20 protein-coding genes, 3 tRNA genes and 1 pseudogene are annotated in these 20,496 nt (G+C 64.4%); 8 read left to right on the top strand and 16 right to left on the bottom strand.

The features are described from left to right. Window positions 1-7 precede the first annotated feature (7 nt). The 4 genes from ACDA63_RS01945 to ACDA63_RS01930 form a co-directional block, all read right to left on the bottom strand. Complete coding sequence (locus ACDA63_RS01945; protein WP_373661477.1) at window positions 8-1,306, bottom strand: DNA recombination protein RmuC; 1,299 nt, start codon at window positions 1,304-1,306, stop codon at window positions 8-10. Window positions 1,307-1,308: 2 nt separating this feature from the next. Further along, on the bottom strand, window positions 1,309-1,851 hold the full coding sequence (locus ACDA63_RS01940; RefSeq protein ID WP_373661476.1) for a YaeQ family protein: 543 nt from the start codon (window positions 1,849-1,851) through the stop codon (window positions 1,309-1,311). 9 nt (window positions 1,852-1,860) lie between these two features. Continuing rightward, on the bottom strand, window positions 1,861-2,091 hold the full coding sequence (locus tag ACDA63_RS01935; RefSeq protein WP_373661475.1) for a sulfurtransferase TusA family protein: 231 nt from the start codon (window positions 2,089-2,091) through the stop codon (window positions 1,861-1,863). A gap of 65 nt (window positions 2,092-2,156) precedes the next feature. Beyond that, complete coding sequence (locus tag ACDA63_RS01930) at window positions 2,157-3,569, bottom strand: M48 family metalloprotease (protein ID WP_373661474.1); 1,413 nt, start codon at window positions 3,567-3,569, stop codon at window positions 2,157-2,159. A gap of 115 nt (window positions 3,570-3,684) precedes the next feature. Here ACDA63_RS01930 and moaC point away from each other — a divergent pair, with 115 nt between their 5' ends. The 3 genes from moaC (at window position 3,685) to sixA (ending at window position 6,236) form a co-directional block, all read left to right on the top strand. Further along, window positions 3,685-4,194: a cyclic pyranopterin monophosphate synthase MoaC gene (gene moaC, locus ACDA63_RS01925; RefSeq protein ID WP_373661473.1), complete on the top strand. Its 510-nt coding sequence runs from the start codon at window positions 3,685-3,687 to the stop codon at window positions 4,192-4,194. 72 nt (window positions 4,195-4,266) lie between these two features. After that, window positions 4,267-5,748, top strand: coding sequence for a CHAD domain-containing protein (locus ACDA63_RS01920; protein WP_373661472.1), 1,482 nt, complete (start codon window positions 4,267-4,269; stop codon window positions 5,746-5,748). A 17-nt stretch (window positions 5,749-5,765) separates the two neighbouring features. Further along, entirely contained in the window at window positions 5,766-6,236 is a 471-nt protein-coding gene (gene sixA, locus ACDA63_RS01915; protein ID WP_373661471.1) for a phosphohistidine phosphatase SixA, read from the top strand. Here sixA and ACDA63_RS01910 read toward each other — a convergent pair. Further along, window positions 6,233-7,051: a peptidyl-prolyl cis-trans isomerase gene (locus ACDA63_RS01910; RefSeq protein ID WP_373661470.1), complete on the bottom strand. Its 819-nt coding sequence runs from the start codon at window positions 7,049-7,051 to the stop codon at window positions 6,233-6,235. The genes sixA and ACDA63_RS01910 overlap by 4 nt on opposite strands. A gap of 117 nt (window positions 7,052-7,168) precedes the next feature. Next, window positions 7,169-9,766, bottom strand: a complete 2,598-nt coding sequence (locus tag ACDA63_RS01905) for a beta-glucosidase (RefSeq protein WP_373661469.1) — start codon at window positions 9,764-9,766, stop codon at window positions 7,169-7,171. A gap of 265 nt (window positions 9,767-10,031) precedes the next feature. Here ACDA63_RS01905 and ACDA63_RS01900 point away from each other — a divergent pair, with 265 nt between their 5' ends. The 3 genes from ACDA63_RS01900 (at window position 10,032) to lysM (ending at window position 13,015) form a co-directional block, all read left to right on the top strand. Then, window positions 10,032-10,922: a LysR substrate-binding domain-containing protein gene (locus ACDA63_RS01900; protein ID WP_373661468.1), complete on the top strand. Its 891-nt coding sequence runs from the start codon at window positions 10,032-10,034 to the stop codon at window positions 10,920-10,922. A gap of 45 nt (window positions 10,923-10,967) precedes the next feature. Beyond that, window positions 10,968-12,320, top strand: coding sequence for a glucuronide transporter (gene uidB / locus ACDA63_RS01895; RefSeq protein WP_373661467.1), 1,353 nt, complete (start codon window positions 10,968-10,970; stop codon window positions 12,318-12,320). A 221-nt stretch (window positions 12,321-12,541) separates the two neighbouring features. Then, window positions 12,542-13,015, top strand: coding sequence for a peptidoglycan-binding protein LysM (lysM, locus tag ACDA63_RS01890; RefSeq protein WP_373661466.1), 474 nt, complete (start codon window positions 12,542-12,544; stop codon window positions 13,013-13,015). A gap of 53 nt (window positions 13,016-13,068) precedes the next feature. Here lysM and ACDA63_RS01885 read toward each other — a convergent pair whose 3' ends face one another. From ACDA63_RS01885 to ACDA63_RS01875, 3 genes are read right to left on the bottom strand one after another with little or no spacing between them, the layout of a single operon-like run. Continuing rightward, complete coding sequence (locus ACDA63_RS01885; protein WP_373661465.1) at window positions 13,069-13,428, bottom strand: YkgJ family cysteine cluster protein; 360 nt, start codon at window positions 13,426-13,428, stop codon at window positions 13,069-13,071. After that, window positions 13,425-14,132: a tRNA (guanosine(46)-N(7))-methyltransferase TrmB gene (locus tag ACDA63_RS01880; protein WP_373661464.1), complete on the bottom strand. Its 708-nt coding sequence runs from the start codon at window positions 14,130-14,132 to the stop codon at window positions 13,425-13,427. Before ACDA63_RS01880 ends, ACDA63_RS01885 begins: the two co-directional genes overlap by 4 nt. 6 nt (window positions 14,133-14,138) lie before the next feature. Further along, the gene (locus ACDA63_RS01875; RefSeq protein ID WP_373661463.1) at window positions 14,139-15,059 is read right to left on the bottom strand and encodes a tRNA dihydrouridine synthase; all 921 of its coding nucleotides are present in this window, start codon (window positions 15,057-15,059) and stop codon (window positions 14,139-14,141) included. Between ACDA63_RS01875 and ACDA63_RS01870 the strand changes: the two genes are divergently transcribed. Then, entirely contained in the window at window positions 15,043-15,603 is a 561-nt protein-coding gene (locus ACDA63_RS01870) for a DUF1178 family protein (protein WP_373661462.1), read from the top strand. The two genes, ACDA63_RS01875 and ACDA63_RS01870, sit on opposite strands and share 17 nt — an antisense overlap. A 12-nt stretch (window positions 15,604-15,615) precedes the next feature. On the opposite strand, the gene ACDA63_RS01865 is transcribed toward ACDA63_RS01870, so the two are convergent. From ACDA63_RS01865 to ACDA63_RS01855, 3 genes are all read right to left on the bottom strand, one after another. Further along, on the bottom strand, window positions 15,616-15,813 hold the full coding sequence (locus ACDA63_RS01865; protein ID WP_373661461.1) for a hypothetical protein: 198 nt from the start codon (window positions 15,811-15,813) through the stop codon (window positions 15,616-15,618). Window positions 15,814-15,953: 140 nt separating this feature from the next. Further along, on the bottom strand, window positions 15,954-17,177 hold the full coding sequence (locus ACDA63_RS01860; protein ID WP_373661460.1) for an alkaline phosphatase family protein: 1,224 nt from the start codon (window positions 17,175-17,177) through the stop codon (window positions 15,954-15,956). A 52-nt stretch (window positions 17,178-17,229) separates the two neighbouring features. After that, a tRNA-Gly gene (locus ACDA63_RS01855) sits at window positions 17,230-17,305 on the bottom strand. Window positions 17,306-17,514: 209 nt separating this feature from the next. Between ACDA63_RS01855 and ACDA63_RS01850 the strand changes: the two genes are divergently transcribed. Then, a complete protein-coding gene (locus ACDA63_RS01850) occupies window positions 17,515-18,231 on the top strand; it encodes a SapC family protein (RefSeq protein ID WP_373661459.1) in 717 nt (238 codons plus the stop codon). Between the two features lie 255 nt (window positions 18,232-18,486). Here ACDA63_RS01850 and ACDA63_RS01845 read toward each other — a convergent pair. The 4 genes and pseudogenes from ACDA63_RS01845 to ACDA63_RS01830 all read right to left on the bottom strand — a co-directional run. Next, window positions 18,487-19,326, bottom strand: a pseudogene (locus tag ACDA63_RS01845) (alginate lyase family protein); the annotation flags it as partial. 376 nt (window positions 19,327-19,702) lie between these two features. Beyond that, on the bottom strand, window positions 19,703-20,149 hold the full coding sequence (locus ACDA63_RS01840) for a low affinity iron permease family protein (protein ID WP_373661458.1): 447 nt from the start codon (window positions 20,147-20,149) through the stop codon (window positions 19,703-19,705). 96 nt (window positions 20,150-20,245) lie between these two features. Beyond that, a tRNA-Cys gene (locus ACDA63_RS01835) sits at window positions 20,246-20,319 on the bottom strand. An 81-nt stretch (window positions 20,320-20,400) separates the two neighbouring features. Next, window positions 20,401-20,476: transfer RNA gene (locus ACDA63_RS01830), tRNA-Gly, on the bottom strand. Between the last annotated feature and the right edge of the window lie 20 nt (window positions 20,477-20,496).

Below are 20,496 nucleotides of genomic sequence, written 5' to 3'. Positions count from 1 at the left end.
CGAGCACTCACTCCACTTCGTCCGGCGCCGCCAGCGCGGCGGCGACTTCGTCCAGTTGCACGGCTTCGATCTTGGCGAAGTGACCGCTGATCTTTTTGCTGCTGGTGTGCACGTCCTGCACGTCGTCGTTGGCCTGGCGGATGTGGGTGGCCAACTTCTGCATGCGCTCGTCGAAGCGCGAGAAATCCTTGGCCAGCTTGCCCAGCGCATCCTTGATCAAGTGGATCTGCTTGCGCGTTTCCACGTCCTTGATCACCGCACGTGCGGTGTTGAGCACCGCCATCAACGTGGTCGGCGACACGATCCACACATGGCGGCTCTGCGCATGCACGACGACTTCCGGGTGGTAGGCATGGATTTCGGCGAACACCGCCTCGGCCGGCACGAACATGACCGCGCCGTCAGCGGTCTCGCCCGCCACGATGTACTTGTCGGCAATGGCGTCGACGTGTCGCTTGATGTCCGCGCGGAAAGCGTTCTGCGCCGTCTTGCGATCGATGTCGCCGAGCGAAGCATCGAACATGCGGTGGTAGTTCTCGAGCGGGAACTTGGCGTCCACCGCCACGTTGCCCGTCGGCTCAGGCAGGCGCAGCAGGCAGTCGGCGCGCACGCCGGAGCGCAGCGTGACCTGGAAGCCATACGCGTCCGGCGGCAGCGCATTGCGCACCAGCGACTCGAGCTGCACTTCGCCAAAGGCGCCACGCGCTTTCTTGTCGCCCAACAGCTCCTGCAGACTCACCACGTTGGTGGTCAGATCGCCGATCTTCTTCTGCGCTTCGTCGATGGTCGCCAGGCGTGCCATGACGCTGGTGAAGGTCTCGTTGGTCTTCTTGAAGCCTTCGTCCAATCGCTGATTCACCACACCCGTAATGGCATCGAGCCGCTCGTTGATGGTCCGCGTGAGCGCTTCGATGCTCACCGCCTGCTGGGCCGACGCCCCGCGCAGGCCGTTCTGCAGCAGCTCGCGGTCAGCGCGTGCAGTCTCCGACAGGCTCTGCAGCGTCTGCGCGACCAGATCGCTGCGCAACTGGTCCAGACGCTGGGCGACACTCGCCGACAATGCGCCAATGCGTTCCGTGCTGTCGGTCTGTACGCCGGCAATGCGTTCGCTCACGCGATCGAGTCCCGCGTACATGTCGTTGAGCATGGCGCGATGGCTGCTCGACATCGCCGCATCCATGCGCTGCAGGAGTGTTTCATCGTGCGCATCGCGCGCAGCGGCCAGACGCCCCTGGCGCAGCGCCATCCATATCACCACGGCCACCAGCACGCACAGCGCGGCAGCCATCAGCCACATCGGGTTCATGCTCAGGGCTCCGGATTGAGTCGTTCGGGTTCGATCTGGACGGTATCGGATTCGGCCGCGACGATCACGGCGCCGTCCTGGATCGTGCACTGCAGTTGCATACCGCGTTCGGCCAGCGCGGTGAGCGCGGCGCAGTCCTGCGGCGAGATGCGCCAGACCTCGAGCTTGGGCAGCGCGCGCAGGGCGGATTCGTTCTGGCGCCACCATATGTCCTGCGCGCGGCCGTATACGTACAGCAGCACGCGATCGGAGCGCCCGCAGGCACGACGCAGGATGCGCTCATCGGGCTGGCCGACTTCGATCCATGTGCGGATCGCCCCGGTAAGGTCGCGGTCCCACAGGGCCGGTTCGTCGTCGGTCGAGATGCCGCGGCCGAATTCCAGCGACTCACTGGCATTGAGGACGAAGGCGAGCAGCCGCACCATCAGGCGCTCGTCGGTTTCGGAAGGATGCCGCGCCAGCGTCAGGGCGTGGTCGGCGTAATACTGACGGTCGAGATCGGCAATGCCGACCTCGGCCTTGAAGACCGTGGAACGAAGAGCCAAGACGTCCCCTTACTTGCGGCGGATGAGAAAGACGAACTCATCCGGCGGTGTTTCGGTGGTGTCCAGCAGTTCATGCCCGGTCTGGCGGGCGAAGGCCGCGAAATCCTGCACCGTGGCCGGATCGGTGGCCACCACGCGCAGCACCTTGCCGGTTTCAAGCACAGCCAGCGCTTTCTTGGCGCGCAGAATGGGCAGCGGGCACCTGAGGCCCTTGACGTCGAGTTCTTGGTCGAATTCCATTTTGTTCTCCGTGGACCGGCGCATTCTACCCGCTCGCGCCGCGCGTCACCGCGAGGCGCCAACGGTCACTTGCCCTCGCGATCCTTCTTGTCTTCGAGCTGGCGGGCGCGCAGCTCGCGCAGGCGTGCGTCGATCGAAGCCTGCTCGTAGTAGTCTCCGCCCCCGCTACGCTGGGCCACGCGCAACTGATCGATGGCCGCCGGCACGTTGCCGCGCAACACGTACATCTCTGCCAGCGAGCGATGCTGCTGCGCCGGTTGATTGAGCGCCTCGTAGGCGCGCGCCTGCAAGGCGTAGAGGCGATCGTCCTGCGAATTGAAGATCAGGTCGCGCATCATCGACAGCGCCTGCTGCGGCTGGTTGCCATCCAGGTAGGCGTCGATCTCGCAATACACCAGGGCATGGCTGCGCGGGAAGTGCCCGCGCGCGTCGCGGCAGATGCGCGCGGCGTCGGCGTACTTGCCCTGCGCGCTGGCAACATCGGCCGCCAGGCCGTCCATCATCGGACTGGATATCTTCATGTCGCGCAGCGCCTTCAACGCGGCTTCGGCGTCGGCATTGTTGCGTGCCCGCAGGTTGGCCCGCGCCAGGCCGTAGTTCTTGGCGAGCAGTTCAACCTGCCGCGTACCGGTGCGGTTCTTGAAGCGAGCCACCGCCTCGGCCGGCGTGCCGTTCAGCGCCTCCAGCTTGGCACGCACCATGGTGAATTCGGGCGAATCGACGACTTGCCGGTATTTCATGCCCTGCGCGCGGTTCTCCATGTCGGCGATGCGATCCATGGTCAGCGGGTGGGTCTGCAGGTAAGCCGGCGCATTGGCTTCGTTCAGCCGATTGGCCTTCTGCAGGCGTTCGAAGAACATCGCCATGCCCTGCACGTCGAAACCGGCGGCGTCGAGCGTCTGGAAGCCGACGCGGTCGGCCTCGCGCTCGAAGTCGCGCGAATAGGCCAGTTGCCCCTGGATGGCGGCCGCCTGCCCGGCCACGATCGCCGCTTCGGAAATCTGCGAATTCGGTACGCGCGAAGCCAGGATCGCCACCAGCAGCGAAGCCAGCATGGTCACCGTGGCGTTGCTTTGCAGCGCGAGCTGGCGGGCGATGTGGCGCTGTTCGATGTGGCCGATTTCGTGCGCCAGCACCGAAGCCAGTTCGGATTCGGCCTGTGCCGCCAGGATCAGCCCCGTATGCACCCCGATATAGCCGCCCGGCATGGCAAAGGCGTTGATGGTCGGGTCGCGCAGCACGAAGAAATAGAAGTCCTGTCCGCGCATGCCGCTGGCCGACACCAGCCGATTGCCCAAGACGTTGAGGTAGTCCTCGACTTCGGGGTCGTCCAGGTAGGTTGCGTCCTGGAAGCGGATTTCGCGCATGACCTGTTCGCCGATCTTGCGTTCCTGTGCCGGCGACAGCCCGGCCTGCGAGGAATCACCCAGGTCGGGCAACGTGTTGGCAAGCTGCGCGGCAACGGGCTGGACGGCCATGAGGGCCGAAAGCGTGAGAGCCAGGCAACTGCGGAGACAATGGCGGACGTTCATGGGGGGGTATGATACTTCCCGGCGATTTGGCACGGCCATGTGCGGTATGTAACGAATGACTATGAACCAATCACATCCAAAAGACACGCCCACCGGTCTGACCCACTTCGACGCTGCCGGGCAGGCTCACATGGTCGATGTCGGCGCCAAGCCCGCCACCGCCCGGCGGGCGGTCGCCAGCGGGCGCATCCGCATGCTGCCGACCACCCTGGACACCATTCTCCAGGGCTCGGCCCGCAAGGGCGACGTACTGGGCGTGGCCCGCATCGCAGCCATCCAGGGCGCCAAGCGCGCCAGCGACACGATTCCCCTTTGCCACCCCATCGCGTTGACCCGCGTTGCGGTCGAATTCGATATTGAAGAAGGCGATCACGCCGTCCGCTGCACCGTTACCGCCGAATGCGTCGGCCAGACCGGCGTCGAGATGGAAGCCCTGTGCGCTGTTTCGGCCGGGCTGCTGACCATCTATGACATGTGCAAGGCCGTCGATCGCGGGATGCGCATCGAAGGCATCGGCCTGCTCGAAAAAGACGGTGGCAAATCGGGCAGTTGGCGGGCGGAGAGCGCCTGACGGAACGGAACTTTCTCCGGCATCGCGGCACGAATTTCGGATAAACACGCCGGACACCTGCTCGGACATCTCATGGCCAAGGAAATCGAACTGAAACTGGCGTTGCCGCCCAGGGCGCGCGAGCGCCTGCTGGCGCACCCGCTCATTGCCTCAGCCCCACGAGCGGAGCCGCCCGCCCTGCTCATCAACACCTACTTCGATACCCCCGATTTCGCTTTGCGGGCGGCGCGCGTGGCGGTGCGCACGCGGCAGATCGGCGAACGCTGGCTGCAGACCGTCAAGTGCGCGGCTCCCTCGGCCGGCGGGTTGTCGTCGCGGCCCGAATGGGAACAACCGTACGACGGGAAATTCGATTTCACCGCCGTCGATGACGAATTCGCACGTGGATTGCTCGACGCCCACGCCAACGAGATCGTGCCGGTGTTTACCACCAATTTCGAACGCGATACGCGCCTGGCCGAACCGCGCGCAGGCGTGCGTATCCTGGTGATGATCGACAATGGCAGGATCGAAGCCGCCGATCGCGAACAGGCCATCAGCGAAGTGGAACTCGAACTGGCCGAAGGCTCGGCCGAAGACCTCTTCGAATTCGCCCTCCAACTGGCATCCGCCCTGCCCCTGCTGCCGGAAGACGCCAGCAAGGCCCAGCGCGGCTTCGACCTGTTCCTCGGCACGGAACCCCAGGTGGTGCGTTCCGGCCACGTGACCATCGATCCGAAGACCGAGCCGGTGGCCGCCTTCAAGCTGCTGGCCTACGACTGCCTCAGTGCCTGGCAGGCCAACATCGCGCTGGCCCGCAGCCAGGACGACGACGCCTTCATCCACCAGGCGCGGGTGGCGATGCGGCGACTGCGTTCGCTGATCCACGCGTTTGAAGAAGTGCTCGACGAGGACTTCGCCACGCACTGGGAAGAACTGCTCTCCGAACTTGCCGGGCGGTTGGGGCTGGCGCGCGACCTCGACGTCATGCGCACCGGCATCCTGCAACCGCTGGCCGACAGCGGCGAGACCTTCGACGCCATCGTCGCCGAGCGACTGATCGCGCGCACCGAGCAGGAAATCGCCGTCGTCCGCGCCGCCGTGCGTGCCGACCTCTCGGAAGCCGGCGTCGGCGTGCCGATGCTGTCGCTTGCCCGCGCGCTCCACGCCCTGCCAGCCGCCTCGTCGGATGTCGACTTGCCCACGCTGGCACGCAGGGCGCTGCGGCGCGCCCGCCGACGCGTCGCCAAGCGGCTGGAGGCGGCCGAGTCCGGCCAGGATGGCGCGCGCCTGCATTCGCTGCGTATCGCATGCAAGCGCCTGCGCTACATCTCCGATGCGCTGCTGGCCGTGCGCGGAAAAAAACGCACCACGCGGCAGGAACGCCTGGCACGCGTGCAAAAGGAACTCGGCTACCTGAACGATCTGCGCACCACACAGGCCACGCTGGCCGACTGGGCCCAGGACGACGTTCCCATGCTCGAAGCGCGTGCTTACCTGCTCGGCTGGCACGCACATTGCGCAGCACAGGCACGGCGCAATGCACTGAACCTGTTGCGCAAGATCACCGATTGACCCCCGGGGAGACCGACATGGACCTTCTGCTGTGGCGTCACGCCGAAGCTGCCGACGGCAGCCCCGACGACGCGCGCGAACTGACCGCCAACGGCGTGCGCCAGGCCGAACGGATGGCGCGCTGGCTCGACCGGCACGCACCCAAGGATCTACGCATCATCGTCAGCCCCGCCGTGCGCACGCAGCAGACCGTGCAGGCCTGGACGCACGACTATGAAACCGTCGCCGAGCTCGGCACGCACGCCCGCGCGCAGGACCTCATCCGCGCTGCGGGCTGGCCGGATTCACGGCGGCCGGTGATGATCGTAGGCCACCAGCCGACACTGGGCGAGGTGGCTTCCCTGCTGCTGCACGGCGCTCCTACGCCGACCGCCTTCAAGAAAGGCGCCGTATGGTGGCTGCGCCATCGCCTGCGCGACGGCGAGCCCCAGACCGTCCTGCACAGCGTCATGACGGCCGAAATGGCCGGCGGCAAGGACGAACGTTAGCGGATGGTGGCGGCGGCACGTTGCTGCGCGAGCATCGCGTCGATCACGCCTGCTTCGGCCTCTTTCTGCAACATCGGCTTGAGTTCATTGAACGACGGCACTTTCAGCGGCCGCGTGTCTTCCACCGCAATGACGTGGTAGCCGAATTCCGTCCTGACCGGTGCGGCGCTGTAGCGCCCTTTCTTGATGCCTGCCAGAGCGTCACCGAATGGCTTTGCGAAGCGCGCGGGCCCGGCCCATCCCAGATCGCCGCCACTGCCGCGCGTACTCGCGTCGATGGATAGCGATGCAAGATCGGCGAACTTCTCACCCTTGTTCAGCCGCGCGATGACGGCGCGCGCCTCTGCATCCGTCGCCACCACGATGTGACGCAGCTTGTACTCGGTATTGCCGCCGCGTGCGCGATAGGCGTCGTAGGTCTTGCGCAATTGCGCGTCGGTGACCGGATGCTGCTTGAGGTAGTCCTCGGCATAGGCGCGCGCGACGATGGCTTGCCGTGCGGCGTCGGCTTGCGCCATCCAGTGGCGCGTCGCCGCGTCGACCTGGGCGGCAACGTCCGGCCGCTTGTCGACCCCTGCACGCGTGGCCGCCTGGTACATCAGTTCGCGCCGGACCAGTTCTTCACGCACGTTTTGCTGGAGCTGCGCATCGTCGGGTTGCCCGGTGGCCACGGCCTGCGCGATGAAGATGTCGGCAACGTCCTGTTTGATCGCCACACCGTTGACCGTCACGAAAGCTCTGTCGGCCGCAACGCTGGCCGCCGACATGAATATGGCGGCCAACGCCGGGGCCGCCAGTCGGAATACGTTCTGCATGCATCCACTCTCTGAACTGCCGGACACGCCGCCGCAGGCGCGGCGGGCATCCGTGAATCTTCAAAAAAGGAACCGCTGCCGGCCGCCGGACTGCGCGGCGCGGCAGCGGCGCCGGCACTAGCGATTGAAGCTGCCGGCTTGGGCAAGGTCCTTCGGAGACGACGAAGTACCCACATACACGGTGTAGGCACCCGCCGGCGTGATCCACATGTTGTACGCCTTGCTCCAGGCACTCAGCGGGTGGTTGCTGGCCGCCGGATCGATGGTGATGGTCACGGTCTTGGATTCACCGGCCGCGAGGTCGACCTTCTGGAATCCGACCAGGCGCTTGGGCGGCTGCGTCACGCCGACCGAACTGGCGCCCGTGGGCAGCGACACATACACCTGCACGACTTCCGAACCCGCCTTGGCACCCGTGTTGGTCACCGTGGCCTTGACCGTGTACTTGGAACTGGCCAGCGCGACGCTCGGCGCCGTCACGGTAAAGCTGGTGTAGGACAGGCCATGGCCGAAGGGGAACGCCACGCACGGATTCACGCCGGAGACCGGCGCGCATTGGCCGCCCAGATTGCCGTCGTACCAGCGATAGCCCATGTGCAGTTGTTCGGTGTATTCAACCGTCTGCGTCACGCCATCGCCCGCCACTTTGCCGGGGTACTGGTTCTCGGTGGCGCTGTCGAGGAAGCCCTTGCCCACGTACGGGAAGGTGACCGGCAACTTGCCGGAGGGGTTCTTCAGGCCAAACAGCAGGTCGGCGACGATGTTGCCGTCTTCCTGGCCCGGGAACCACGCTTCGAGAATCGACGGCCCGCCCGCCCCCACCAGCGCCGGGTCCATCGCCACGCCAGCGTTGTCCTTGAGCACCAGCGCGGTCTTCTGGACCATGGTCCTGGCCGTGGTCGATGTCGTGCCCATGATGGCCTTGATCATCGCCACCGTATTGCTGTTCTTGACCATCGCGGCCGCGCCGTTGGGCGTTGCCGGCACGGTCAGCGAACCGGCCACGTACCAGTCGAGCGTCGAGCCGTCGGCGGCAGAGGCACCCGGCGCAAGCGGCACGGTGTTGGTCGACAACGAACTGCCGTCGGCGGCGGTCAGGCGGTCGGCACCTTCTTCGGCGATGGTGCCGGCCATCATGATGACGGCGTCCGCACCTGCGGCGGCGGCCTGCGCATCGGCAAAGGTCTTGGCTGCGCCGTCGATGGTGGCGGTGCCGTTGGCGTCATCCACCAGGATCAACTGCACCTTGGCCGTCGTGTTGCCGAGGCTTTGCAGCGCGTTCTTGATGCCGTCGACCGGCGTCACGGTGTAGTTGGGCATGACATCCGAACTGCCGCCCGCCACGACGACGCCCACGCGTGCGCCACCCGCCACGGCCTGCTGCGCGTAGACCTGCGAAGCCTTGCCGATGACGACCACCTTCTGCACCGACGATGCGAACGGCAACGCGCCGTTGTTCTGCAGCAGTACGGCGGCCTTGGTGCCGATGTCGCGCGCCTTCTGGCCGTTGCCAGCAAAGTCGATGGCGGTCTGTTTGACGGGGCGATCGAAGATGCCGTACTTGAAGGTTTGCGTGTAGCGGCGCTCCAGCGCGGTGTCGATCATCGCCGTCGTGATCGAGCCGGACGCCAGTGCAGCAGTCAGATTGGTCGGCGACCAGTACTGCGGGATCGGCATTTCGTGGTCCATGCCGCCGAGCATCGTGCCGATGGTGCTCTTGATGGCGAAGAAGTCGGACTGCACGTAACCGGTGAAGCCCCAGTCATTGCGCACCACGCCGTTGAGCAGTTCCTTGTTCTCGCAGGAGTGCACGCCATTGACGTAGTTGTAGGCGCACATGATCGAAGCGACCTTGCCGTCCTTGACCGCCATTTCGAAAGGCAGCAGGTAGATTTCGCGCAGCACCTGCGGGTCGATGGTCGTCTGGATCTTCTGGCGATTGGCCTCTTGCTCATTGCCCACGAAGTGCTTGGGCATGGCGATGAGGCCCTTGCCCTGGATTGCCTTGATCTCGGACACCGCCATCGTGCCGGTCAGGTACGGATCTTCGCCGAAGTACTCGAAGTTGCGGCCCAGCACGGGGATGCGCGCCATGTTCACGCCCGGCGCTTCGAATACGTGCAGCGCCAGGTTGTTCATTTCGGTGGCGATGACATCGCCGAAAGCGCTGGCGACGTTGGGATCGAACGAGGCCGCCACGCCCATTGCCGACGGCAGTGCCGTGGCCTTGGCGGAACTGGGGTCGGTATAGGCGGCGGTAAACGACTTCTTGCCGGTCTTGACCTCGTCATAGATGCTGGCGGCGATGCAATCGTTCTGCCCGACGCCGACCGGCCCGTTGGTGATGCGGAAGGTCGGAATGTTCAGGCTGGCGATGCCGGCGACATGGCGCCCACCGTAGCACTCGGGCAACTCGGGCACCACCTCCGGCATGCTGCCGGTGAGCTGCTGCATCTTCTGCGGCAGGGTCATGGCGGCGATGAGCAGCTTGGCGCGGCGATTGGCGACAGCCTCTTTCGCGGCGTCGGTCGTGGCGGCGGCCTGTTCGGCGATGATCGCCTTGGTCATCCAGGCATTGGTCGCGGTGGTGGGCGCAGACGACGAACTATCCGATGCGGTGTCGTCGTTGTCATCGCCGCACGCGGCGAGACCCAGGGTGAGGGCCGCGGCGACGGCGAGCGCCAGCGCGGATCTACGGGTGTTGAAGCCCTGCATTTCCTGTCTCCTGTCATTCCAGCTTTAGAATCGTGGCGATGCTGGAATCACGTTGAAGACAGGCCGTCTGCGCAATGCGCCAGACGCTTGTCAGAACTTGTATCCTAGCATCGTAGCAGCATTCTTCCGCCCACCTGGATGCAGGTCCAATGCCTTATTGGCATGAGCTTCATGCCGAGTGTTGATGGGGGTTTTCCCATATCGACCGTGCAGCGGTCACTACCGATATTCGGCCGGCGGCGTGGGCCGCGAAGGAACACGACAATTGGAAACTCGCTCGCTTCTGTACTTCATCGCCGTCGCCGAAGAGCGCAACATCGGCCGCGCGGCGACACGTCTGCATATCACCCAGCCGGCGCTCACCCGGCAGATCAAGTCGCTCGAAGATGAAGTCGGCGTGCCGCTGTTCACCCGCACGACGGCGGGCATGGACATCACACCGGCCGGGACGACCCTGCTGCGCCACGCCCGCGCCATCCGGGCGGAACTCGCGCAGGCCAAGACCAATGTCGTACACGCCTGCGATGCGCAGCCGTTCGTGCTCGACGTCGGCGTCTATGGCTCGGCCATCCTCAATACCGTGCCGAAGGTATTGGCTGCCTTTCTCGCGCGACACCCGCGCACGGAATACTGCTTGCACAACGTGCGCAAAGACCAACTCGTCGAACTGCTGCGGCGAGGCACCATCCAGGTGGCCTTCGATCGTTATCTGCCGCAGGAGCCTGACCTCGCCTTTGAACTGGTCAGCCGCGAGCGCCTGTGCGTGGCCGTGCACAAGGATCACCGGCTGGCGACACGCGAATCGGTGGACGCCGCTGACCTCGCCGGCGAGCCGCGCATCGGCGCGAACTTCGACAGTCCGATGGCGGCACGCCTGGCCCAGGTGTTCGGGCACACGCCCGTGGTGCAACATCGCGCCGATGATTCGCTCACCGTGCTGGCGCTGGTCGGCGCCGGCTGCGGCATTGGCTTCGCGCCAGCGTCGATGGCATCGCTGCACATAGAGAACGTTGTATTCCTGCCCTACACCGAGCCGCAGCGCATCCCATTTGACCTGCAATGCATGTATCGGCGCGATGACACGTCGCCCGCCGTGCAGGCAATGCTGGAGACCATCCGCGAATTCCGCACCGCACAGGCTGAGTTGCTGCAATAGCCCGTCGCACACCCAACGTCACCATCGATCGACAAAGTGCCCTTCATGCATCACGCATCCCCGCTCAGATGGACCGCGCTCGCCGGCTACGGCCTGGGCGAGATGGCGAACAACTTCGTGTTTTCGATGGGCATGCTGTTCCTGCTCCACTACTACACGGACGTGGCCGGCATCGGCGCGGCGGCGGCCGGCACGCTCTTGCTGGTCGTGCGCATCTACGATGCATTCATGGATCTGGTCGCCGGCCGGATCATCGACCGGGGGCATCTCGACGCGCGCCACGGCAGGTTCCGTCCGTGGTTGCTGTGGGGCGGCGTGCCCTTGCTGCTGCTGAATGTCGCCGTATTCTCCGTGCCGTCGACGTGGAGCACCGAAGGCAGACTCATCTATGCCTACGTCAGTTACGCACTGCTCGGCACAGCCTACTCATTCACCAATATTCCATATGGATCGCTGGCCGGCGTGATGACGCAGGTGCCCCATGAGCGGGCACGCCTTTCGGCCACGCGAACGGTGATGGCAACCAGCACGATGATCCTGCTGGCGCTCGTGCTTGCACCCGCCCTGCGCGGCACGCACCACGACGCGCTGCAAACGACGCTGACGTGGCTCACGCTGGCGCTCGCGGCGATCGGCTGTCTGTTCTATGTGGCCTGTTTTGCGGGCACGCGCGAAATCGTGGCCCGCACGGTGGCGCGCCCGCCGCTGCGCGACAGCATCGGCACGGTCACGCGTAACCGCGCCCTGCAGGTGCTGTGCGTAGCGGCCTTGTGCACCTTGATCGGTGCGAGTTCGAGCGGCGCCTCGGCGCTGTACTTCACGCGTTACGTGCTGGGCGACGCGGGTCACTTCATCACGTTCATGCTCAGCACCACGCTGTTCGGCACCGTTGTCTCGGTGCTGACGGGGCCATCGCTGGCCGCGCGCTTTGGCAAGAAAAGCGTCTTCCAGGGAGGCATGGCGCTGGCGGCGATCTCACACGGCACCCTGTATTTCGCGCCGGCGATCGGCGTGGCGGCAACCTTCGCCTGGCTCGCCGTCGGCTCGGCTGGATTGATGCTGGCGATGGTGGTGATGTGGGCGCTGGAAGCGGACACGGTGGAGTATGGCGAATGGCTGACCGGCATGCGGCTCGAAGGTCTCAATTACTCGCTGTACTCGCTGATGCGCAAATGCGGGCTGGCGCTGGGCGGCTCGATCCCGGCATTCCTGCTCGCCGGCACGGCCTACGCACCGAACCAAGCAGCGCAGACCCCCGAAGTGCTCAACGCCATTCGCATGGCGATCACGCTCATGCCAGCCGCGGCATTCGCACTGGCCAGCATCGTGATGAGCTTTTATCCGCTGTCGGAAAGGCGCTTCGTGGAAATGCTGGCGGAGATCCGTTCGCGCCGGTGAGAGAAATCGCGCGCGCAGGAGGGAGTGATCCCTGATTGGCAGGTGTCGCCGCCGACCTGCGCAGGAGATTTGGTGAGCGATTTTGTCAGCCAATTCTGCACGACTTGCCAACACTTGACGGCCCGCAGCAGAAGCCGCCGCCGTTCCCGGAGAATCCCTTGAAGCCCCCTATATTCCTCGCGCGAACGGCGCATTCCGTTCATTCCAGCGAGGACCTATCCATGGGCATTTTCAGTTTCATCAAGGAAGCCGGCGAAAAACTCTTCGGCAGCAAGCCGGCCACGACGGACGCGGCGGCGGACAACCTGTTGGCCGTGACGTCGATCCTCAATTACATCACCAAGATGAACCTGCGCGCCGACGGCCTGGCGCTCGAGGCCGACATGACGCAGGGGAAGGTGACCGTCGCCGGACAGGCCGCCGATCAAGCCACGCGCGAGAAGATCGTGCTGTGCTGCGGCAATACGAACGGCGTGCAGGAAGTCATCGACAACATGACCGTGCAGCAGGCTGCGCAAGAATCGCAGTGGCATACGGTCGTCAAGGGCGACACGCTGTGGGCGATCGCAGAGAAGGCCTACGGTAAGGGCAAGGGCGCGGAATACAACCGCATCTTCGAAGCCAACCGGCCGATGCTGGCGCACCCTGACAAGATCTATCCCGGTCAGGTGTTGCGCATTCCGCCGCTGGCCTGACTTTTCCAACGTAAAAAAACCGGCCTCGGCCGGTTTTTTTACGCCCATGGACATTACAGCAAGGGCGGCCCGCTGACTTCCAGCGGAGGCAGCCCATGTCGCGCGCGGGCATCGTTGCAGGCTCGGTTGGCAATGCCATAGACACCGTGGGCGGCGAACTCCCGGCATGGATCGGGGCGGAACTCGTAGATGCCGCAGCGTACTGATTCCCCCACCTTGCCAACCAAGGCCACGCAACGTGGTGGATAGCGATCTGTGCCGCGCATGCGGCAGGTCGAAGCAGTCTCGTCGTCCGCCAGCGCAGCAGGTACGTAGCCGCCCGGTTCAGAGTCGAGTTGCGAGCGGTGAAAGCTCACGCGAAAACTGGCGCAGCAGGCGCCGCATTGCTGGCAGGGATTGTCTACGACGCTCATGATGGCGACCCGGATTGAAGCGCGGCCACGGTGTCCGTCGCCATGGGCACAAAGGGCAGATCAATGACCACGCGATACAGCGGCTGGCCAGAATCCTGATATTTACGCTCGAATGGTGTGATGGCGTGCCGCGGGTTCCACGGTTCGACGGCAGGTGTCGCGCCCGTCAGCAAGCCGACGGCCAGAGCGAATTCTTCCGCGTATATCTGCCAGTTGCTGCGGCATTCGAGCCGGCCGCCCAGTGCAAGGACGGTCGGGAACACGGCCATGCCGTGCCAGCGCCGCGTCAACTGTCCGATCTTGGGCCACGGATTCGGATACAGGATGTAGTGGCGCGCCACGCGCACGCCGGCGGCATGCAGCAGGCGCCAGAAATCGACCAGGTCAGCGCGCACGAAATGCGCGTTGTCGCGCGTTTCAGGCTTGCCTCGCGCCAGCCGATCGGACGATTGGTCCACGCCCAGCACCAGATGATCGGGAAATTCCCGCGCCAGGTTCAACGTGCTCCAGCCCACGCCGCAGCCGGCATCAAGCACGATCGGCGCGCGGCCGTCCCAATGCGACATCGCCTCGTCGAACGCGTGCCGGCTGTGGGCGGCGACAGGCTTGCGGAATACGGTGTCGCGATGGCGGAGCACGACCTCGGCGAGCTTTTCGTGCGGCCCAGTCTGCGCGCTCTGGATGACGTAGGAGTTGCCGTACATGGGCCGTCAAGCCTGCGCCAGCAACGGCGTGATGTCGTCCGGCATGCGTAGCGGGCGCACGCGCGCATACAAGGCTTCGGCCTGTGAGTAGTGACGGCGCAGCAAATTCAGCCATTGCTTGAGCCGACCGGGCGCGTGGCGCGGCTCGACCTTCTGCAGCACCGCTTGCCAGTGGGTATCGATCAGCGGCTTGACCCGGTTCCAGTCACCATCCGGCGAGCGCACTTCAGTACCGGCCAGATGGGCGCGCAGGCGTTCTACCAGGAACGGGTCCGCCACCGCCCCGCGTCCGAGCATCACGTCGCGCATGCCGCTTTCACTGCGACAGCGTTCGTAGTCATCGACGGTCCAGATTTCGCCGTTGGCGACCACGGGCACGCGCACGCTCTCTGCAATGCGGGCGATCCACGGCCAATGCGCGGGCGGACGATAGCCGTCTTCCTTGGTGCGGGCATGCACCACCAGCATCTCGGCGCCGCCGTCGGCCAGTGCCTGTGCGGCCTCCACGGCACGATGCGTGTCGCGCACGCCCAGGCGCATCTTGGCGGTCAGCGGCACGCGTCCGCCGATGGCTCGATTCAGCGCCGAGACAATCCGGTGCAGCAATTCGGGTTCGTCGAGCAATACGGCGCCGCCACGATGTTTGTTGACCGTCGGTGCGGGGCAGCCGAAGTTCAGATCGATGCCGGCCGGCGCGAGGCTGGCCAGACGATCGGCGTTCTCGGCCATGCTCTCGGGATCCGAGCCGAGCAGTTGCACGCGCACGGGCGTGCCGGCAGCAGTGCGCGACCCGTGGCGCAGTTCCGGCACGAGGCGATTGAAGAAGCGCACGGGCAGCAAGGTGCCCGAAACGCGGGCGAACTCGGTCACGCACCAGTCGTAAGGTGCGGCGCGCGTGAGGACGTCGCGCATGATCTCGTCGACCATGCCCTCCATGGGCGCCAGCAGGATGCGCGGCGCCTCGTCACCGAATTTGTTGCTTGCCCGGATGTCTGACATGGGGGCGCATGTTATCTTCGCGCCTTTGCAGTTGAAAGTGTCTGTCGTGATTGTTTTGAATCTGTCCTGCGGACAGGATCACCGGTTCGAGGGGTGGTTCGCCTCGCACGAGGCCTTCGAGAAGCAACTGGAATCGAGCATGGTGCTGTGCCCTGTCTGCGGCGGCCACGAAATCCGCAAGCTGCCCTCGGCTCCGCATGTGCAGCGCGTGCGCGCCATGGAACGCTACGAGGGCCCCAAGTCGGCCGAGCAGATCCCTGAACTGGCAAAGCTGATGGATCAGTTGCGCGCGGTGGCGGCGCAGTCCGAAGACGTCGGCGAGCAGTTCCCCGAAGAAGCACGCCGCATCCAGCGTGGCGATGCGGAAGATCGCGCCATCAAGGGGCAGGCGTCGACGGATGAAATGAAATCCCTCCTCGAAGAAGGCATCGCGGTCCTGCCGGTGCCTCCATCCAAGAAAAACATGCACTGAACGGCGCGCCGTTCAGGCGCGTCGCTGCGATTCGTCGGCTTCCATCGGCTCGACCGGCGCGGCTTCGGCCTCGCGGTCTGCCCATACTCTCTCGGGGACGGCGAACAGGGGCTCCACACCCGCCGTCTTCCACCAGCCCCCGCGTTCCTGTTCCGACACCTTGCCAGCGCCGGGCCGCCACCACCCCTGTACCGTTTGAGTCAGTCTCATCGCGCTCTCCCTTGCGTAATGACGCCCCCAACATCCTTTGTAGCCTAGCGGACGGATGTGACAAGTCATCGAAAGCGCACAAACGCCATCTGGGGTCGAAACAAAGACCAGCGGTCGCGGTCGGCAAGCCCGGTGTGGTGTCAGGCGCTCAGGACCAGCGGCACGTACATCTCGGCCGGCGACAGGCCGCCATGAACGCCGAGCATGGGATGGCGGCGCTCGCCGGGCAAACGATCGTAGACCGTCCAATCGTCACGCCCGATCAGCGCCCAGTCTCCGGCTCGCTCGCGTGCGGGCTGTTCTTCGCCCGGGCCGAACAGTCCGGCATCGAACAATTGGGCGGAGGGCACGACATGCATGATGCGGCCCAGCGCCGCTTCTGCCGCTTCGCCGAATGCGGCGACCATGCCTGGCCTGACGTGGCAATACGCGCAGCGCCCCTCGCCGGACAGCGGCGCCGCCAGCATGGAATGGAGCGCGGAATGCGTGCCGAGGTCGACGTTGCGCTCCGGTGGCGAATCGACGAAACCATGGTCGGCGGTGAGGACGATGAGCGAATCCGGCAAGGCCTGCCGCAAGGCGGCATAGGCTGCATCGACCTGCGCCAACGCCGCCAGCGCCTCGGGCGAGTGCGTGCCGTGGTCGTGGCCCATGGCGTCGAGCAAAGGCGTGTAGCAGTAGATGAAGTGCGGTGCCGCGCAGGCAGCCTTCACACTGGCGACGACCTGCGGCAGCGCCGCCAGATCGGCGTAAGGGTGCACGCTCGCCGCGCCCGTGTGATGCGCGGAATACGGCCCTCCCGCGAGATACGGCAGAGTGACGATGTGCCCTTGCCGGCGAGCACGTCCGAACGTGGGCGGCTCGCTCAGGATGCGCCGGACGATCTCTGGATCGTCCACGGGCCCATCGTTGCGGTAGCGCATCGGCAGGGGCGCCACGAGCCGGCCCGAGTGGCTTTCGCGAACGAACCATCCCAGCAGACCGTGCTGGGATGCCGGCCGAGCCGTCATCAGCGTGGTGATGGCGGTCGCGGTGGTACTGGGAAAGACTGAAGTCAGGCGCGTTGCGCGGTCGCGCCACAGGTTGGGCGCCATGTCGCGATGACGGGACAGGAATTCATCGCCCAGGCCGTCGACGAGGAAAAGGACGACGCTGTCATGCCGCGCCCATGCGTTGCTGGCGTTGCCGACATTGGGCAGAGACAAGTCCGCGTAGTCGCCCGGCGTGTCCGCGCCGCAGAGCCGCGCCACCGAAACGGCAAGATTGAAAAGCCCGCCACCCTGGTAGTCCGGCAGGACGATGCTGCCATTGACCACGGCCGGCTGAAGAACAGGCGGACAAGCGCCGGGTGCGGATAGGCTCATGGGCGAACAAACAAAAAGGGGGAAGGCTCTCACCTTCCCCCTTTGCATATTCTGGAGCGGGAGACGAGTCTCGAACTCGCGACCTCAACCTTGGCAAGGTTGCGCTCTACCAACTGAGCTACTCCCGCTTGGAGTCTTCAATTCACTGCGATGCGCAGCGAACTGAGGAGCGAAATATTAGCATCGATTTCGGGAAAGTCAAAGTTTTTCGGCAAAAGTGATTGGACGGCGAATTCCTGCCTCAATTCGACACTACTAGTCAGAATGCTCTGATTCCGGCGTTTAGCAAAGCCAGACAGAATCAGGGGCCAGACAGCCACACTCCAACTGTTCCCGAATGAGCTTTCCTTTATTCTATCGGCGCCCCGTGGTGCTCAACGCCCAACGGCATGCCGACATCTGGATCGAAGAAGACGGACACCAGTTCTCCTTCGCGCGGCAGACGAACGCTGTTCGCATCAACATGCAGGAATTCGTTTCGGCGTCCAGCGAATATCCGGTGGTCTTCGTGCGGGGCGGAAAATCCTGGTTTCCCGTCGCGATCCTCGGCCTGCGTGACAAGACCAACAATTTCGTGAGTGCCGATGGACGCTGGCTCGGCGACTACACCCCGGCGTATGTCCGGCGTTATCCCTTCGCCCTCGTCGCGACAGGCGAAGGTGACAACCGACTGTGCGTCGACGCCGGTCATCCGGGCATCAACCGGGCGGGCCGCGGACAACCGTTGTTTGCCAACGGCGCTCCCAGCCCATATCTGCAGGAAGTCATCGACTTCATGCGGCAGTACGAGACCGACCGGATGGCTACCGAGGCATTCGCCAGCTCGCTGGCTCACCTCGACCTGCTGCAAGCGATGCACGTCGATGCCTTCGTCAAAGGCGGCGCGTCGATGCGCCTCGGCCCGTTCTATATCGTCGACCGGCCCTTCCTGAATTCGCTGAGCAATTCGCGACTGGGCGAGCTGGTGCGCACTGGCGAAATGGACACGATCATCGCGCACCTGCATTCGCAGCGCGCCTTCAGACGGCTCATCGATATGCACGGACAGCACTGACGCTGCCCGTGCCCCCGCACGTGCTTACTTGACAGGCCAGATCAGGCGATCGACCGAGTTGACCGTGGTCGGCTGCTCGACGCCCAAGGTCTTCGAGAACGCAATGATCTCCTGCGTGTCGAGCTTGCGCACCGGCAACGCGGCAGCGGCCGCCGCGTACTTGCCGCCTTGGTAAGCCCGCTCCGCGCGCAGCAGCACGGGCAGCATGAGTTCGGTTTCGGCCTCTTTCAGTTCCTTGTATGGCCAGGGCTGGCTGCCGTTGGAGAACGGCACCATGTAGTCGATCCCATTGCGCAGGCCGCGCGTTTTGGCCCGCGTCGTCCACACCTTCACGCCGACTTGTTCGCCGTAGCGGGCGATGTTGGTCATGGCATCGAGGTTGAAGGACGCGTAATGGAACGGCGTGGTGCGCTCCAGTTCGGCGTATTGCTTGCCTTCGATCGAAATCTGGCTGGCGATGCGCAGGTCCATGCCCCGCTCGACCGTGCGTTTGGCCAGTTCCTTGTCACCGTAGAACAGTGCGTAGTTGGCCACCTGCATGTCGTAGAACGTGCCGTGGTTGTTGTGCGCGTTGAACTCTTCGATGCCGGTGTCGCTGGTGAGCATCCAGTTGGTGAACTCCCGGAACCAGGTCTTCATCTGCGAGACTTCGTCCGCGCTCAGTTCCCCGCTTGCCTGGACGAGCTGCACGGCGTCGATCACCATCCACATGTTGCGCGTGTCGATCAGGCCGATGCCGCGCCCATCCACACGCCCCATCACGGCTTGGCCATAGCGCAGGTTGGGATTCATGCGCGTTTTGGGGTCGAGGAACCAGGTGCGGATCACCTCGGCCGTCTTCTTGGCGTACTTGGCGTCGCCCGAGAAGTAATAGGCCAGCGACAGCGTCTGCGCGCCGAGGCACATCAGTTGCATGCGCACCGAGTCGGTATCGCCGTTCTTGGACGAAGGATTGAACTGGCCGTCCTTCTGGATGTAGGGCAGGCCGTCCGGCTTGGATGGGTCCGGCCACCAGTACGGAGCCAGACTCATGTAGTCGTGCATGTCGCCCGAAGGCGGTGTGATCTTCTTGTAGGTGACCGACTCCGCCTTCATCGACAGCGCTGCATTGGCATCGCCAATGAGCTTGGCATACGCCGGCTGCAGTTCAGGGGCTTTTTCGGCGATGCGCGCGCGGGCGATCTCCAGGTAGGCCCCGTCCATGGTGATCACCGCCGGTGCGGCCGCCTGCGCGCCCATCGACATCGCGCCCGATAGCGCCACTGCACCGATAAATCGTTTGACTGAAACTTCTCCGCCCACGTCTTTCTCCATTGTTGTCTTGTCTGGATTCGGAAATTTTTCCAATGCTTGCGGAAAATTCCCGAATAAACCGGAAAGGTAAACGTTTATCCGCCGGCTTGCACTCAGCGCTAACCCGAACGGAGCAGGAGTCGAATGTGGAGCATTGCCGGAAGGGCTTCGCGCTCTGTCAAGCCTTGGCGCTTTCGTCGAGTTCTGGCGAATCGGTATCCCGCAAGCCGGCGTTGAGCGCCCGCTTGGCCTTGTCGGCGAGGCAGGCGAAGCGGTCCTGGAATACCGCGAGCTCATCTTCGCTGAGGCTTTCCAGGCTCATCAAGGCGTTGTGGGCGCCTTGCGTTGCGCGGATCAATTCATCCAGCTTGATCTGCAGTGCCCGCGTATCGCGGTTCTGCGAGCTCTGCATCAGGAAGACCATCAGGAAAGTGATGATGGTCGTAGAGGTGTTGATGACCAGTTGCCAAGTATCGCTGAAGCCAAAAATCGGCCCGCTCACGGCCCAGGCGAGTACGAAGGTCAGTGCTGCGATGAATGCACCGGCCTTGCCAGTGAGGTCAGAGAGCCAGCGGGACAAATCGCCGAACCAATTGGAACCGGCGCGAACTGCATCGGTAGGCATGCCACGTCTCCGTCATGAAGCCGAAGCTTCGACGAAAACGGATGCGCAAGGCGTATTCCCGACGACCGACGCCAGGCTGATTCAGAGAAGAGGGAGTGGAGGCGCGAGCCGGAGTCGAACCGACCTAGATGGATTTGCAATCCACTGCATAACCGCTTTGCTATCGCGCCGTCTGGCGACGGACATTCGGCTGTTTGCCGAATGCGCCGTTGAAACTAAAAAGGGAAAGCGCTGCTTTCCCTTTCGGAATCTGGAGCGGGAGACGAGTCTCGAACTCGCGACCTCAACCTTGGCAAGGTTGCGCTCTACCAACTGAGCTACTCCCGCGTTAGGAGCCGCGCATTTTA

This window comes from Uliginosibacterium sp. sgz301328 (genome assembly GCF_041807905.1).
GTDB lineage: Bacteria > Pseudomonadota > Gammaproteobacteria > Burkholderiales > Rhodocyclaceae > JBGVSA01.
The sequence above is the reverse complement of the archived record's forward strand: the minus strand, read 5'-3'. Positions and strand labels throughout refer to the sequence as shown.

Coding starts and splice junctions, on each gene's coding strand:
- ACDA63_RS01885 (WP_373661465.1), bottom strand. CDS start 13,428: ATGAGCGTCGTAGACAATCCCTGCCAGCAATGCGGCGCCTGCTGCGCC.
- ACDA63_RS01905 (WP_373661469.1), bottom strand. CDS start 9,766: ATGCAGGGCTTCAACACCCGTAGATCCGCGCTGGCGCTCGCCGTCGCC.
- uidB (WP_373661467.1), top strand. CDS start 10,968: ATGCATCACGCATCCCCGCTCAGATGGACCGCGCTCGCCGGCTACGGC.
- ACDA63_RS01875 (WP_373661463.1), bottom strand. CDS start 15,059: ATGGTCGACGAGATCATGCGCGACGTCCTCACGCGCGCCGCACCTTAC.
- lysM (WP_373661466.1), top strand. CDS start 12,542: ATGGGCATTTTCAGTTTCATCAAGGAAGCCGGCGAAAAACTCTTCGGC.
- ACDA63_RS01840 (WP_373661458.1), bottom strand. CDS start 20,149: ATGCCTACCGATGCAGTTCGCGCCGGTTCCAATTGGTTCGGCGATTTG.
- ACDA63_RS01850 (WP_373661459.1), top strand. CDS start 17,515: ATGAGCTTTCCTTTATTCTATCGGCGCCCCGTGGTGCTCAACGCCCAA.
- ACDA63_RS01935 (WP_373661475.1), bottom strand. CDS start 2,091: ATGGAATTCGACCAAGAACTCGACGTCAAGGGCCTCAGGTGCCCGCTG.
- ACDA63_RS01920 (WP_373661472.1), top strand. CDS start 4,267: ATGGCCAAGGAAATCGAACTGAAACTGGCGTTGCCGCCCAGGGCGCGC.
- ACDA63_RS01930 (WP_373661474.1), bottom strand. CDS start 3,569: ATGGCCGTCCAGCCCGTTGCCGCGCAGCTTGCCAACACGTTGCCCGAC.
- ACDA63_RS01865 (WP_373661461.1), bottom strand. CDS start 15,813: ATGAGACTGACTCAAACGGTACAGGGGTGGTGGCGGCCCGGCGCTGGC.
- moaC (WP_373661473.1), top strand. CDS start 3,685: ATGAACCAATCACATCCAAAAGACACGCCCACCGGTCTGACCCACTTC.
- sixA (WP_373661471.1), top strand. CDS start 5,766: ATGGACCTTCTGCTGTGGCGTCACGCCGAAGCTGCCGACGGCAGCCCC.
- ACDA63_RS01880 (WP_373661464.1), bottom strand. CDS start 14,132: ATGTACGGCAACTCCTACGTCATCCAGAGCGCGCAGACTGGGCCGCAC.
- ACDA63_RS01910 (WP_373661470.1), bottom strand. CDS start 7,051: ATGCAGAACGTATTCCGACTGGCGGCCCCGGCGTTGGCCGCCATATTC.
- ACDA63_RS01945 (WP_373661477.1), bottom strand. CDS start 1,306: ATGAACCCGATGTGGCTGATGGCTGCCGCGCTGTGCGTGCTGGTGGCC.
- ACDA63_RS01860 (WP_373661460.1), bottom strand. CDS start 17,177: ATGAGCCTATCCGCACCCGGCGCTTGTCCGCCTGTTCTTCAGCCGGCC.
- ACDA63_RS01870 (WP_373661462.1), top strand. CDS start 15,043: ATGATCTCGTCGACCATGCCCTCCATGGGCGCCAGCAGGATGCGCGGC.